This window comes from Veillonella parvula, from assembly GCF_945949885.1.
GTDB classification, from domain to species: domain Bacteria; phylum Bacillota; class Negativicutes; order Veillonellales; family Veillonellaceae; genus Veillonella; species Veillonella parvula_B.
The window spans coordinates 54,199-69,014 of sequence record NZ_CAMFFZ010000010.1 but is presented as its reverse complement, the minus strand read 5'-3'; the positions used below and the strand labels follow the sequence as shown (position 1 = coordinate 69,014).

Annotated in this window: 16 protein-coding genes; all 16 read right to left on the bottom strand. The window is 39.5% G+C overall.

Annotated features, from left to right (window positions below):
• Nucleotides 1–362 precede the first annotated feature (362 nt).
• Nucleotides 363–1,541 carry an MFS transporter gene (locus tag Q7O55_RS04715; protein ID WP_303928820.1) on the bottom strand — a complete coding sequence of 393 codons (1,179 nt, stop codon included), beginning with the start codon at nucleotides 1,539–1,541 and terminating at the stop codon, nucleotides 363–365.
• A gap of 228 nt (nucleotides 1,542–1,769) precedes the next feature.
• The gene (gene secF / locus Q7O55_RS04710; RefSeq protein WP_004695602.1) at nucleotides 1,770–2,663 is read right to left on the bottom strand and encodes a protein translocase subunit SecF; all 894 of its coding nucleotides are present in this window, start codon (nucleotides 2,661–2,663) and stop codon (nucleotides 1,770–1,772) included.
• Entirely contained in the window at nucleotides 2,660–3,934 is a 1,275-nt protein-coding gene (gene secD, locus Q7O55_RS04705; RefSeq protein WP_278472450.1) for a protein translocase subunit SecD, read from the bottom strand. Before secD ends, secF begins: the two co-directional genes overlap by 4 nt.
• A gap of 18 nt (nucleotides 3,935–3,952) precedes the next feature.
• Nucleotides 3,953–4,519 carry a 5-formyltetrahydrofolate cyclo-ligase gene (locus tag Q7O55_RS04700; RefSeq protein ID WP_303928816.1) on the bottom strand — a complete coding sequence of 189 codons (567 nt, stop codon included), beginning with the start codon at nucleotides 4,517–4,519 and terminating at the stop codon, nucleotides 3,953–3,955.
• Complete coding sequence (yajC, locus tag Q7O55_RS04695; RefSeq protein WP_105087073.1) at nucleotides 4,519–4,809, bottom strand: preprotein translocase subunit YajC; 291 nt, start codon at nucleotides 4,807–4,809, stop codon at nucleotides 4,519–4,521. The genes Q7O55_RS04700 and yajC overlap by 1 nt, the downstream gene beginning before the upstream one ends.
• A 77-nt stretch (nucleotides 4,810–4,886) precedes the next feature.
• Nucleotides 4,887–6,002: a tRNA guanosine(34) transglycosylase Tgt gene (gene tgt / locus Q7O55_RS04690; protein WP_303928815.1), complete on the bottom strand. Its 1,116-nt coding sequence runs from the start codon at nucleotides 6,000–6,002 to the stop codon at nucleotides 4,887–4,889.
• An 8-nt stretch (nucleotides 6,003–6,010) separates the two neighbouring features.
• Nucleotides 6,011–7,036, bottom strand: a complete 1,026-nt coding sequence (gene queA, locus Q7O55_RS04685; RefSeq protein ID WP_303928813.1) for a tRNA preQ1(34) S-adenosylmethionine ribosyltransferase-isomerase QueA — start codon at nucleotides 7,034–7,036, stop codon at nucleotides 6,011–6,013.
• 11 nt (nucleotides 7,037–7,047) lie between these two features.
• Nucleotides 7,048–8,838 carry a SpoIID/LytB domain-containing protein gene (locus tag Q7O55_RS04680; RefSeq protein ID WP_303928811.1) on the bottom strand — a complete coding sequence of 597 codons (1,791 nt, stop codon included), beginning with the start codon at nucleotides 8,836–8,838 and terminating at the stop codon, nucleotides 7,048–7,050.
• A gap of 2 nt (nucleotides 8,839–8,840) precedes the next feature.
• The gene (gene ruvB / locus Q7O55_RS04675) at nucleotides 8,841–9,845 is read right to left on the bottom strand and encodes a Holliday junction branch migration DNA helicase RuvB (RefSeq protein WP_295816474.1); all 1,005 of its coding nucleotides are present in this window, start codon (nucleotides 9,843–9,845) and stop codon (nucleotides 8,841–8,843) included.
• Between the two features lie 2 nt (nucleotides 9,846–9,847).
• Entirely contained in the window at nucleotides 9,848–10,456 is a 609-nt protein-coding gene (gene ruvA, locus Q7O55_RS04670) for a Holliday junction branch migration protein RuvA (RefSeq protein WP_303928808.1), read from the bottom strand.
• Nucleotides 10,456–10,950, bottom strand: coding sequence for a crossover junction endodeoxyribonuclease RuvC (gene ruvC / locus Q7O55_RS04665; protein ID WP_221741836.1), 495 nt, complete (start codon nucleotides 10,948–10,950; stop codon nucleotides 10,456–10,458). The genes ruvA and ruvC overlap by 1 nt, the downstream gene beginning before the upstream one ends.
• Before the next feature lie 203 nt (nucleotides 10,951–11,153).
• Nucleotides 11,154–11,888, bottom strand: coding sequence for a YebC/PmpR family DNA-binding transcriptional regulator (locus Q7O55_RS04660; RefSeq protein WP_303928806.1), 735 nt, complete (start codon nucleotides 11,886–11,888; stop codon nucleotides 11,154–11,156).
• Nucleotides 11,889–11,897: 9 nt separating this feature from the next.
• Nucleotides 11,898–12,470 (bottom strand): RNA methyltransferase, encoded by a 573-nt coding sequence (locus Q7O55_RS04655; RefSeq protein ID WP_303928805.1) that lies wholly within the window; start codon nucleotides 12,468–12,470, stop codon nucleotides 11,898–11,900.
• A gap of 40 nt (nucleotides 12,471–12,510) precedes the next feature.
• Entirely contained in the window at nucleotides 12,511–13,797 is a 1,287-nt protein-coding gene (locus Q7O55_RS04650; protein ID WP_303928803.1) for a glutathionylspermidine synthase family protein, read from the bottom strand.
• A gap of 14 nt (nucleotides 13,798–13,811) precedes the next feature.
• The gene (locus Q7O55_RS04645; RefSeq protein WP_303928801.1) at nucleotides 13,812–14,372 is read right to left on the bottom strand and encodes a hypothetical protein; all 561 of its coding nucleotides are present in this window, start codon (nucleotides 14,370–14,372) and stop codon (nucleotides 13,812–13,814) included.
• Nucleotides 14,373–14,383: 11 nt separating this feature from the next.
• Entirely contained in the window at nucleotides 14,384–14,815 is a 432-nt protein-coding gene (locus Q7O55_RS04640; RefSeq protein ID WP_009352625.1) for a DUF350 domain-containing protein, read from the bottom strand.
• Between the last annotated feature and the right edge of the window lies 1 nt (nucleotide 14,816).

Here is a 14,816-nt window from a genome sequence, read left to right as displayed (position 1 = left end):
TATGTTCAATCATTTTGATTGATTACCTATCATTGTTCAGTTTTCAAAGATCTGTACCAGTCTACACATTCTTTCGTCGAAGTGTTTTATCAACTGGCGACTTGATTATTCTATCAAGTTAAGCTCATTACGTCAAGTGCTTTTTTTAACTTTTAAGAAGTTTTTTATACTTATCATTTGAGCTGTGTCCTAATGACTTGTATTAGTATAGCATAAATATAATAAACGTCAATATATAAAATTGCTACCTCATCATTTTCATCTTACTTTCATCATTTTCTTAACACTCTATATATAATATCTCATTAAAACACATTTTAACTTGTTAAATACTTCTTTACCCAATTTTTACCTTAAAATATCTATAGTTCTAAAGGAGTATATCTTTTTACCCATATATGATACAAAGCAAGTGCTATCACCATAACCAATGCAGTGAACATATATAAATATTGATAGCCCCACGCACTAGCTAATACTGCAAGTATAACCGATCCAGCACCGACACTTATATCTAAGGCTAGAAAATAAGTTGCTGTTGATACACCCGCACGCTCAATAGGAGCTGATTGTATAGCTAACGCTTGGAATGCAGGTTGTGCTGCACCATAGCCTAACCCCAACAATGGAGCGGTGAATAGAATAGCTAATGGTGTTATAGCTAATCCCAATGCAAATAAGCCTAATATAAATAATCCTAATCCTGTATAGATAATAATCTTTGAACCATATCGAGCATATATTTTTCCTACTATAGGCCGACTAATAATAATCATCAACGCAAAAATAGCAAAGAAAGCACTTCCCCATATTCCTGCCCCCATGCTATTAAGTTCTATAGGTATAAAAACTAAAACACCAGAGTAAGTAAAACCAATAAATAAGCCCATTAAAGCCCAAGGTAAACTTTTGTTTTCTATAAACTGGGAAATATGCCAACCTTTATATTTTGATTGTTTAGGTAATGCTAACTCTTTTGATAGGGGAATAATATTACTTAAGACCATAGCCAATCCAGTCATAATCGTTAAAAAAATATATAATGCCATACTACCACCGTATGACGATAAAGCATATAGACCGATAGCAGGTCCTAAAACCATTGCTATATTTGAAAAGATAGCAAACATATTAACCCCCTCACCTTTTCGATTAGGAGGTAATACTAATACTGCTAAAGTAGCCATCACAGTTGTTCCAAAGGCAAACACAACACCATGTAACCCACGTAGTACAAAAACAGCCTCTAAGGAGGTAGTAAAATTAAATAATCCCATAATAATGAAAAACAAGGCTGTTGATATTAATAGAACAATACGCTTATTAAAACCATCTATTAATCGTCCTGCAAAAATCCTACATAAAATTGTGCCAATTTGAAAATATGTCATCGCTAAGCCCGCATCAAGATCGCTGCCACTCAGTTCAGACGTGATTACAATTGGCAATGCCGCTACGAGAACATATTGAGTCATATATAAAATACCACTACTAATACCATAATTAGTAAAAGCAGGGCTCCATAATCTATTTGAATCCATATTTGTATCTCCTTTTATATCGTATCACCTAGCCATTTTACGCCTCTATCTTATGGAATTCAAGAACAAGCCTCTTTAAATTTTGTATAGTTAAAAATGAATATTATCTGTAATATACCTATACCGTTTTACATAATAAAAAATGGCAAAATAAAAGAACCTCTCTAAAAATAAATCAAGAGAGGTTCTTGTACTTTAATCATTAACACAATAATAATTTATAACTTATTATTGATTACGTACGTCATTTTTATTGCGGCTCTTCCACATAACCCACAAGGATGTAGCTACACAGATAGAGGAGTACGCACCGCTAGCAAAGCCAATAATCATACAAAGAGCAAAGTTCTTTGTAGTATCTCCACCAAATAAATAAAGGGATACACAGGCAAACATAACTGTTGCCAATGTATAGAAACTACGATGAATACTTTGTGTAATAGATGCATTCGCAAGATCTGCAAATGTATCAGAACGCTTGTGAGTATGCGTATTTTCTCGAACACGGTCAAAGATTACTACGGATTCATTCATGGAATAACCTACAACCGTAAGAATGGCAGCTAAGAAGGATGCATCAATCTCTAATTGGAAATAAGAGAAAACACCAAGAACCATAATCAAGTCATGAAAAATGGCAACTAAAGCAGAAATGGCAACCTTATATTCAAAACGATAAGAAATATATAGAGCTAATGCTGCGAATGCTATAACAAGATTTAATAACGCATGTTCTGTAACTTCAGAGCCAATTACAGCACCTACAGTTTCAATACGTTTAACTGTATTGTTACCAATAGATTTAGTCAAAGAATCAACAACAGCTGCACTTTCACTAGACTCAAGATTACGTGTACGAATCATTACGTCTTCGCCAGCTGTATCACCAGTAGTATCACCGGAAAGCTGAATTTGTGCATTTTCAAGATTATATTCTTTTAGAACGTCACGAACTTGACTAACCTCTACAGGTTGATCAAATACAACTTCAACAATAGTACCACCAGTATAATCAATACCAAAGTTAAACCCTTTAGTAAATATGGAAATTAAGCTGATAATAACGAGTGTGGAGGAAATAGCAAACCACCAACGGTGATGTTTAATTACGTCTAATGTCATTTGCGTTTACCTCCTTTCAAAGATTTAGGTGCAAATGCGTCAGCACTTGTGCTTGGAGAAATATTCGCACCAAACCAGAATGGATGGTTTGTAAAGTTACAATCAATTAATAAGCGCAATAAGAAATGACTCACAGTAATCGCTGTGAACATACTTACCACAACACCTACACCTAAGCTGATAGCGAAGCCTTTTACAGGACCAGATCCTAAAATAGTTAAGATACCAGCTGTAATGATAACGGATACGTTTGCATCAGTAATTGTGGCTAACGCACGGCTAAAACCTGCTTCCATAGCAACCCGCATAGATTTACCGGAAAACACCTCTTCCTTGAAACGTTCAAAGATTAGAATATTCGCATCTACCGCAACACCCATGGATAAGATAATACCAGCAATACCTGGCAATGTCATAGTCGCATTAAAGCCCTTGCCCAACACGAGTAATAAGAGCATAACATATACAAGTAACGCTATATTAGCTACGATGCCAGAAAAACGATATAAAATAACCAAGAAAATCATGATCATTGCAATACCGGCACTGAAGGCTACAACAGATTTATCCTTGGAGTCTTGCCCCAAAGAAGGACCTACTGTACGCACTTCCAATACATTAATTTTAACAGGCAATGCACCGGAACGTAATAAAATAGCCAAGTCTTTAGCTTCTTCTAAACTTTGACTACCAGAGATAGTGGCTTTACCACCTGTAATTGCTTGTTGTACTACAGGATTAGTCAATTCTTTACCATCCAATGTAATGGCAATACGACGACCAATATTTTTAGATGTTAAATCAGCAAATTTCTTAGCCCCTTCATCGCTTAATTCAATAGCAACGAGTGGTTGTTTATTTTGACCTAACTCTTCTTTAGCATCTTTTAAATCATCACCAGTCATAACGGTTTGACCTTGGTCGTTTTTAAATTCCAAGACCGCTGTTTTACCGATACGTTTAATCGCTTCGTCAGGATCTTTTACACCTGGCAATTCAATGATAATACGACGAGCCCCTTCACGTTGTACCAATGGTTCAGACAAACCCATTTCATTAATACGACGCTCTAAGATTTGCTTCGCCCGTTCTACTGCATCATTGTCAGCTGTACCAGTTGCAGAATCTTCTGCTTCCAATACAATATGCGTACCACCTTGTAAATCAAGACCTTGTTTCAAAGAACCTGCTAAAGGTTGAATACAATACGCAAAGGTACCAATGATGACAGCAATGACTACTAAAAACTTGATAATAGCTTTACCGTTCAAAATAGTTGCTCCCTTCTGCTATACACAATGTATAACGCCTTGCTCCGTCACGATTTTACTCATCCGTTGGTCTAGCTCATCCATCGGAATTAGTGTATCCCATAATTGTACCGCCCAACATACGCCCATAAATGTACTTGGTGAAAGTTCCTTGAGAAATCGATCATAATACCCATTCCCCATCCCCATACGACCACCTTGACGGTCAAAGCCAGCACCAGGCACTAAAATCAAATCCAAGTCATGTGGATCAATAATATCATATGGCTCAGAGGGAATGCGTATATTTAACACACCCCGAGTGATAGATTCTAGAGACTTAAGACGAACTGCAATCATAGTCGTCTTATCGGTACATACTGGAACGTATACGGATTTACCATGTTCTAAAGCATGACGAATCACATCGTCTAAATCGGCCTCTTTGGGCATCGCCAAATAGGCCATAATATTTTTTGCCGATGTATACTCAGGACTATTGACGATTTGATTCGTCAACATCGGCGTCCACTGCCTACAATCAGCAACGGATAAAGCAGCGCGCTGAGACTTACACGCCTGGCGCACTGCTTCCTTTGTATTCATTATTTTTCTTCCTTGTTTTTCTTAGACAGTACGTTAGCAACTGCTGTACGAGCAAATGTTAATTCAACTTTTTCAGATACCTGTACTTTGACTTTTTCGTCATCAAGTTCAACAATTTCGCCGTAAATACCACCAATAGTAACAATTTTTTGGCCTTTTTTTAAGCTACCTAACAAGTTAGCGCGCTCTTTTTGTTGTTTCTTTTGTGGACGCCACAATAAAAAGTAAAAGATTACTACCATTAGCAAAATAGGCCAGCTGGTTTGCAAGATTTGTTGAATATCTCCCATGTTATCCTCCTAGATTAATAAATATGTATTTCTTTTCTAGTATAGCCACCTAATAAAAATTTGACTAGACTTAATTACTATTTTTTGAAACTATCCCAAAATTGCATTCTAAATTGTGGGAACCGATCTTCTAAAATAGCTTGTCTCATTTGACGCATAAACTCTAACAAGAAGTAAAGATTATGATACGTTACAAGACGTAATGCCAAAATTTCTTCCGCCTTATACAAATGACGAATATAAGCGCGAGAATAATTTTTACATGTATAACATTGGCAACCTTCTTCTAAAGAACCCCAATCATGAGCAAACTGAGCATTTCGAATATTAAGGCGACCAGTCCAAGTCATGGCCATCCCATTACGAGCAACACGAGTAGGATATACACAGTCAAACATATCGATGCCACGTGCTACGCCCTCTACAAGACAGTCCGCAGTACCAACCCCCATCAAATAACGAGCTTTATTTGTCGGCAATAATGGGGTCGTATATTCGAGGATTTCATTCATTAACTCATGAGGCTCCCCTACAGATAAACCACCGATACTATACCCTTCAAAGTCCATAGCTACTAGCTCTTCCGCACTTTGTTTGCGCAAATCTTTGTACATGCCACCTTGAACAATCCCAAACATACCTTGGCGGTCATGAGCGTTTCTAGCCTCTTGGCAACGATGAGCCCAACGAGTTGTACGCGCCGTAGAACGCTTCGCATAATCATGATCGGCAGGATACGGAATGCATTCATCAAAAGCCATCGCAATATCAGAACCTAATTGCTCTTGTACCTTTGTTGCCACCTCCGGAGATAAGAACTGTTTAGAACCATCAATATGGGATCTAAATGTTACACCCTCCTCAGTAATTTTACGCATATCCCCTAAACTAAATACTTGGAAACCACCACTATCAGTAAGAATAGCTTGATCCCAATTCATGAATTTATGTAAGCCCCCAGCTTCTTCCACAAGTTCTGGACCTGGACGAAGGAATAAATGGTAAGTATTGCTCAAAATAACTTGAGAACCCATAGCTTTTAATTCTTCTGGTGTCATGGTTTTTACCGTAGCTTGTGTACCTACTGGCATAAACATAGGTGTTTGGAAGGTACCGTGTGGCGTGTGCAGTAAACCTGCCCGTGCCCCCGTATGAGGACATGTCTTTTGTAATTCATAAGTAATACTCGCCATGGTCCCTCCTAACGAATAAACATAGCGTCGCCAAAGCTAAAGAAGCGATAACGTTCTCGAACAGCTTCTTCGTAGGCCGCTAAACAATGTTCACGACCGGCTAATGCACTAATCAACATTAACAATGTAGATTGAGGCAAATGGAAATTCGTTACCAATGCATCAATCATCTTAAATTTATAACCAGGATAGATAAAGATTTGAGTCCATCCACTAATACCTTGTAGTATACCGTCATCATTCGTAGCAGATTCGAGTGTACGTACAGATGTAGTACCTACCGCAATAATACGGCGTCCGTTTCTCTTAGCTGCATTAATACGGTCAGCGGTTTCTTGAGATACAACGAAGAACTCACTATGCATCTCATGATCTTCAATAGTCTCTGCCGATACAGGTCTAAAGGTACCTAATCCAACGTGCAAGGTTACAAACTCAAGCTCCACGCCTTTAGCTTTTATTTTTTCTAATAGCTCAGGTGTAAAGTGAAGTCCTGCAGTTGGCGCCGCAGCAGAGCCTTTCTCCTTAGCATATACCGTTTGATAACGATCTTTATCTTCTAGTTTTTCATGAATATATGGAGGTAATGGCATTTCGCCAATCTCTTGAATGATATCATCAAATACACCATTGCAAGTGAACTCAATGATACGACCTCCAAATTCAGTCTTATCAATCACCATCCCTCTCAGGCGGTCATCAAACTCAACAACTTGACCAACAGGGCATTTTTTACCAGGTTTAACAAGGCATTCCCAACGGTTTTTACCACATGGGGTTAGTAGCAGTACCTCCACTTTGCCACCAGAGCCTTGCCGATGACCATATAATCTCGCAGGGATAACCTTCGTATTATTAAATACGAGTACATCACCTTCGTGAAGTTCTTCAAGCAAATCGTAAAAATGCTCTTTATGACTCACTTCACCAGTTACCTTATCCAAGGTTAAAAGCCGTGCGGTATCACGAGGCTCTACGGGATGTTGAGCAATCAGTTCCTCTGGCAATTCATAATCAAAATCTGTAACTTTCATCGTTATCCTTATTAATACATTTTCTTCAATGTAATGCCACTATAGTAGTGACGCAAAATAGTTTGGTAATAATTTGTATCTCCAGGGTTAGCACGCTTTGCCATTTCTGCAGCGCCCCATTGAGACATACCAAGACCATGTCCCCAACCGTGGCCTTTAATATAGACAGTATCATTCTTGCCAGTAAAGCTATGATATGCCTTACCCGTGCCTTTAGCAGGATTATGATTTACATAAAAATCAAATAGTGTAGATTTTAAACCTAAAATGCTACGCAATGCATCACCACCTACAGTAGTTTTTCCAGAGGTGCCTATGAAAGTTGCACTTTTGATGCGACCAGATACACCGCGGTCAGATGTTTGTTGCCCTGGTTTACCAAGAGGAGTCAATTGAATGCTCTTCAATTTACCTACCCCTTTACTTGCCGCATTAAGCTTGCTTTCAAGAGCTTGACGAGAGGTAGTAACAGTCCAGTTCGATGTAGATGTACCAGTACTATAGTCTTTTACCCCTTTCAAGTAAGGCACATCACTACCCCAAACATTTACACTATCCTCTGTATAACCACCGCCATCGGAATGGAATAAAGCATTAATAGGACGTTGGTCATAAAGCATAACTACGCCTTTAGTTTTATTTACCGCATTTGTGGTAGCTTGAGATTCGCCACTCACACCACTATAAACTTGATAATCCGTGGAATTACTCACGTCATAGAGTTTTCCTTTATTTTGTTCCATCGTATGAAGAGCATAGGTGCGAGCTGCTACAGCTTGTGCCTCTAATGCGGCAGCAGGCCAAGACGGTACTACCTCTTGAGGGACAACACCATACAAGTAATCCTCAAGTGGCACAGAGTTAATGACCATCATGGTTCCATTATTGGCACGTAATGTGAGTCCACCACGATAACCTTTACCTTCGAACAAGAATGGTGCATCACTACTTGCAGGCTTCAATGTAACCACACTATCAATAGCCTTTCCATTTACAGCAATCTTCCCACCGCGAACGCCAATAGATGTACCACGATTAGCACTGATTGTGCTAACTTGACCATTACCGCTGTTCAACACAACCATGTTAGCTGTAGAGGTAACAGTAGCATCGGAGCTACGATTACCTAGAAGAACACGTACATTTGGCATATTTTCTTTACGTTCTGTGGCAGGCGTCACTACGGAGCCCACTTTGTTGTGAGTAATAACTGCTATATTCGCTTGAATGCTATTCACATCCGTTGTTTTTACTACCTTTTTAGTAGCAGTTTTTTCGGTAACTCTTTTTTGTGCTACAGGCTTATCACCAGTAACTGCAGGTTTAGCAGCTGGCTTTGCAGTAGCAGAAGCAGCAGGTTTTGTAGCCGTTATAGCTTTACCTGTAGTAGCTGATTTCGTAGCTGTTGCATTAGTACTAGATTTCTCAGTACTAGTTGATTTTGTTGCACTAACTGGTTTAGCCGTCATTACCGGCTTTGTAGCTGTAGCAGGCTTTGCTACACTAACCGGTTTTGCACTAGGTTTAGCCACCGTAGATGTAGCAGTTGACTTAGAAACCGTTTTAGTTGTTGTGACCGGCTTTGCAACTGGTTTAGTAGCAAGTGGACGAAAACTAGATTTCTTTGTCGTATTTACTTTCGATACAGTTGTATTAGATACTGCTGATTTTGGCGTTGGCTTTTTCGTTACCACTGCACTTTTATTTTGCAGCGTCGCTCCATGTGCTACAGAAGCACCGCCAATGTTTACACCTAAAAATAAAGTGGCCATTATCATCAATTGTAATCGTTTCGTTTTCATTGTTATTTCCCTGTCTGTGAAATACCTAAATGCTCATAGGCCAATTTAGTAGCCACCCTCCCACGCGGTGTGCGTCCTAAAAATCCTAATTGCATCAAATATGGTTCATACACATCTTCGATGGTATCTCTCTCTTCGCTGATGGCCGCCGCAATGGTATCAATCCCTACAGGGCCGCCATCATATTTTTCAATAATACATTCCAACACACGTCGATCGATTCGATCAAGGCCCATTTTGTCTACATATAAACGTTGTAATGCTTCATCTGCAATTTCTTGAGTGATAACCCCATCACCAATGACTTGTGCAAAATCGCGTACCCGTTTAAGCAGACGGTTTGCGATACGCGGTGTTCCTCGTGAACGACGCGCAATTTCGCTTGCCCCAGTCGGCACAATACCAATATTAAGTATTTCTGCGGCTCGAGTCACAATAAATTCTAACTCTGGTTGTTTATAATATTCCAACCGATTAATAATACCAAATCGGTCCCGTAAAGGTGCCGCCAAAGCACCCGCTCGAGTCGTGGCACCTACCAAAGTAAATTTTGGCAAGTCAATGCGTACAGTTCGAGCACTTGGCCCCTTACCGATGATAATATCAATAGCATAGTCCTCCATGGCAGAGTACAATACTTCCTCTACGCTACGGGACAAGCGATGAATCTCATCGATAAATAATACATCATGATCATCTAAATTTGTTAAAATTGCAGCCAAATCACCAGACTTTTCAATAGCAGGACCAGAAGTTATGCGAAAATTAACACCCAATTCATTCGCAATAATCCCTGCTAATGTAGTCTTACCAAGACCTGGAGGCCCATAGAGCAAAACGTGATCCAATGCTTCACCACGTTGCTTTGCAGCCTGAATATACACATTTAGATTGCCTTTAGCCTCTTCTTGCCCTACATACTCATTAAAGAACTTAGGTCGAAGGCTATATTGCCATATATCCTCTTCGTGCTCGCCATTGCCGACAAGGCGTACTTCTTCATTCATCCTTATCGTCCTTTCCCAAGCTCAATCAAGCTGACTTTAATCAACTCAGATACATCGCGCTTACCATCATCTAAAGACTCAACAATATCAGCCACATCTCGTTCGGAGTATCCTAATGATACGAGAGCTTCAATAGCCTCCCCTGCAGCACCACTAGCAATGACACCAATAGGCTGAATAGCCGCAGGTGATTCTGCAGAAATATGTGTCATCTTAGCAATCTTATCCTTTAATTCTAAAACAAGTCGCTCCGCAGACTTCTTGCCAATACCAGGTAACTTAGTTAATTGTTGCACCTGTCCATTGATAATCGCTAATTTAAAAGCCTCTGGTATCATACCTGACAAAATGCCAAGCCCCACCTTGGGACCGATACCGGAAACAGAAATGAGCAGTATGAACAACTCATATTCCTCTTCCGTCCAAAAGCCGTAGAGTTGCATCGCATCTTCTCGTACATTAAGATACGTGAATAGCGTCACCTCACGACCTTCTATCAATTGTTGACGCGTAGTGGTCGGCACATATACGCGATACCCTACACCATGTACATCTACATAACAAGACTCTTTAAAGAGATGTGTTACGATGCCCCGTACATACCCTATCATTATACCAACCTCTTCAATCTATCATTGTGAGAACTATGAGCCGTACAGATAGCAACTGCCAATGCATCTGCTGTATCATCGGGCTTGATTTTCTCACGAATCCCCAAAATATTCATCGTCATATAAATGACCTGATTCTTATCAGCCTTGCCATAACCAGTGACCGCTTGCTTGATTTGTAGCGGCGTATATTCATAGAGTGGAATACGCTGTTGCTCGGCGGCCAATAAGATGACACCTCGTGCTTGTCCAACCTTAATGGCTGTCGTTACATTACGGTTAAAGAATAATTCCTCTACACCAAACTTATCTGGCTTATATTCCTCTAAAAGATCGCTAAGATCATTAAATAGAATTTCCAATCGCTGTGAATCAGTTAATTCCTTAGGAGTTGTAATAGCCCCATAGGCTACTGGTGTTAGTTTGCTGCCCTTCACGTCAATAATGCCGTATCCGCATATAGCCGTGCCTGGGTCAATTCCTATAATACGCACCCCAACCCCCTTAGTTTAAAAATGAGATAAGCTACCGCCTACCTCCATTACATAATCTATATTATTATAGCATAATATCACATCGAAATTCATGAATTTCCGTATAAATTATATAAGAAATCTATTACTTTTCTTAACTTTTACAAAATTTTTCAATTTAATTCACCAATAGAAAAGGAGCACCCATAGAGTGCTCCTTTTTATTATTCTTCGTCGTCTGGCAAAATACCGTTGTGATATACGTTTTGTACATCGTCAAGATCATCCAATACGTCAAGCATTTTTTGCATTTTTACAGCATCATCACCAGATAACTCAATCGTTGTATCTGGAATCATTGTGATTTTAGCTACTACAGTTTCGATATCCGCATCAGCAAGCGCTGCTTCTACAGCATCAAAATCTTCTGGTGTTGTATAAATTTCAAACACATCATCTTCAGACTTAAGATCTTCTGCACCAGCTTCGAGAGCGAGCATAGTTACTTCATCTTCGTCATGATCTTTTTTATCGATAACAAATACGCCTTTAGATTTGAACATCCAGCCTACACAGCCGCTTTCACCAAGGTTACCACCTTGTTTAGAAAAAGCATGGCGCACGTCTGCAGCAGCACGATTACGATTATCAGTCATCACCTCAACGGTAACGGCAACACCGGCAGGCCCATAGCCTTCATATACGATTTCCTCGTATGCGTTCATATCCGTTGTGCCTACGCCCTTATCGATAGCACGTTGAATATTATCCTTAGGAATGTTATTTTCACGAGCTTTCTGAAGTGCTAATTTCAAACGCATATTCCCCGTCGGATCTGCACCGCCCATGCGTGCTGCAACGGTGATTTCACGGCCGATTTTCGTAGCCATTTTAGCTTTTAACGCATCGGTTTTACCTTTTTTATGTTTAATATTTGCCCATTTAGAATGTCCTGACATAGACGCCTCCTATTTATTCCACCATGCTTCGCCCCGCAGCCGATCTAAGATGATTGATACGGCACTACGCACGGATAAATGATTGTATTCACCATGGCCATATATAGGTTCTAAAATATAGTCAAAGCTTTCCATCGTTTCTTTTGTCATACCATAACCGGTACCAAATAATACTAACACAGGGCGCCCCTCATTTTCAAGGTGTTCACGCATCCGTGCATAGGAAATCGTATTATCATAGGTGCGAGCATCTGTTGTAGCTACAATCGGTCTCATTCCTTCTATATCTTCAATTGTTCGCACCGCTACCGCAATTGAGTTTACCAATTCCACGACTGTGAAAGCATCCTTACGATCAGGATTATAGGCAGAACCAAAGCCAGATTTCCAATGCTCCATAATAGTACTTACTAACTCACATTGAGCTGGAATGTTATGAATGACAAAATATTTAGACACATCATAGGTAATGGATGCTCGTGCAATATCATGTATATCATAATTTGTAATAGCCGTCGTAATGACCTCTTTATGTTTATTCATAATAGGATAATGAACAAGTCCGATATATAAATTAGCCAACGCCTTATATCTCCACACCAATAAAAAATACAAAATAAAATTAATCGATTAAAAGCGGTACAAAATAAGCTTCTGTGCCTGCAATTTCATCAGGAGAAAAACGACAACCTACCGCAGACGCTTGGTCTCCTAGCATAAAGCAAGATAATGTTAGATACCCCTCTTTCGTACCACTGTCGACAGTATGGGTAAAACATTTCTGATGTATAAAATCTTGATACATAACTTTTTTACTGTCCCGACAAACTATATCATCATAGTTATCTACAAATTTTTCCATGTATAGTTCGGCTTGGTCTCCACACTTTTGAACAACCTGAATATTTCGTCCTTCACGTCCCCAAATTTCTTTTTGAATATATAGCGCATCATCAAGGTTCGGGAAATCACTTTCAAAATAGGACGGAGTCAAATAACGTTCAATAATATCTCGCTCAGGACCTGTAAAAAATTGATTAGTCAAGTATAAGGCGTACACCAAGGACATAAATGACTTATTTTGCAAAATGATCGCTTCTGGAGGATTAAATAAATTAAACCGCCCCTCATTATATAAATCTAGGAACATCTCACCTAACGGTTCCCCCGTTGCCGTCGTCTCATCAATCAATAATTCCATTGGATGCAAACGATACAGGTTTGATGCATGCCTGCCATCAGGAAGTAAAATCCCTTCATCATCAATGACCATATCATAAAATGATAAAAATCGTACATCCGCCTCAGGACAAGCGGATTTCATCGTATTCATTAAAAACTTAGTAGTTCCTAAATCTTCTAAATAATCATGAAAGCAAGCAAACACAAATGGATTAGGTCCACCACTTTTTACCGTATTATATTTACTATTTTCCTGAGAAGTGCGGTCATAAACACGTTTCAAAAAACGTTCTAGCTCATCTCTAGCCCCTGTATTGGGATGCTCTTTATCAAAATAATGCGCGCCTACCTCATTAGCATAATAGCTTTCAATCAAAAAACAGGGGGTATCCGCATTCATTTCCACCATGCGCAATCGCCCCTGTGTATCGAGAACAAAATCAAAACGAGACAGCCACGTAGGTAGGCCTAACGGATTCCCTCGGTGAAGATAAGGAATCAGATTTTCCGGCATATCCATATTGAGGACAAACTCATCAGGTGCCTGCTGAAAAACCTTAGTAGCCTTATAAAATATTTGGAATAACATACGAGATGCATGTCGTATTTCATCGTAGAACTCAGCAGGAAAAGATTGTACTGAAAGCGTTGGATATCTATCGTCATATCCTTCATAATCTACAAAAGGCAGTATGTGCGTATCTAACGCATCAATATAGGATTGCATAGTATCGCCTCCCATCACGAGCCACCAGAGCGTACACCAGCACTACCAAAGCCCGATTTTTGACCTATAGAAGAGGCTTTTTGACTTCTTCGCTTCTCATAGTCTTGATAAGTACGTCGCCCCACAGAACTATGCAGATTTGAACCTGATGCTGTATATACATTAGTCTCCTCATACGGTTTTAATGGAGCTGCTACGCGGTATGTCATAGTTCGTCCATCCATACGAGCTGTAGGTGGATTAAATCCATGGAAAATATAGTAACCTGCTGCAATACTTGGCAAAAGACTGGCTAAACCAGCATCCCACACTAAACTGCCATCCGTTTCTCGGTGAAAGGTAACGGATCGGTCATCATCAAACAAAGCTGTTTCTTTACCATCACCATGATTCAATAAAGAGTAGCGATTTCCTTGATTATCCTTTAATCGAACTTCCCCATCATTTGCTTCCGGGTAGATTGTATCACATACGGCATAAGCGATGTCATTCCAGTATGAAGACACACCAACGATGCCCGCTACAGCGGCAAAGGCACTCGTTATGTATATGGTTTTCTTACTTGGCTTATACATAGGACACTCCCTTAGTGCACAGCACCACTAACAACGAGAGCAAGCCCTACGAAGATACCAAATACGAGGATACCGGCAGCTGTATTACCACGCATAATCTCTTCAGATAAATTATATTTACGATGCCATAAATTAATAAACATATACCCTGTTACAAATAGTACAATACCAAGAATAGCATAAACAACACTTGCTACTACACCGTGCAATAAAGAAGTATCTGCTGTAGTAACTACAGGAGACATGATAACAGCACGCAATATTTCACCAATACCGATAAAGGAACCTGCAGATAGCCATGCTACAGCACAGTTACCACGTTTAATTTCTTCACTAAATTTACCAGGTACAAAGAAATCAATAACAGTGTTGGCAGTTAACATTAAGAAAATTCCAAAACAAGCATAAAAAATCGTCAATAATACATCAGGAATAAAAATCATG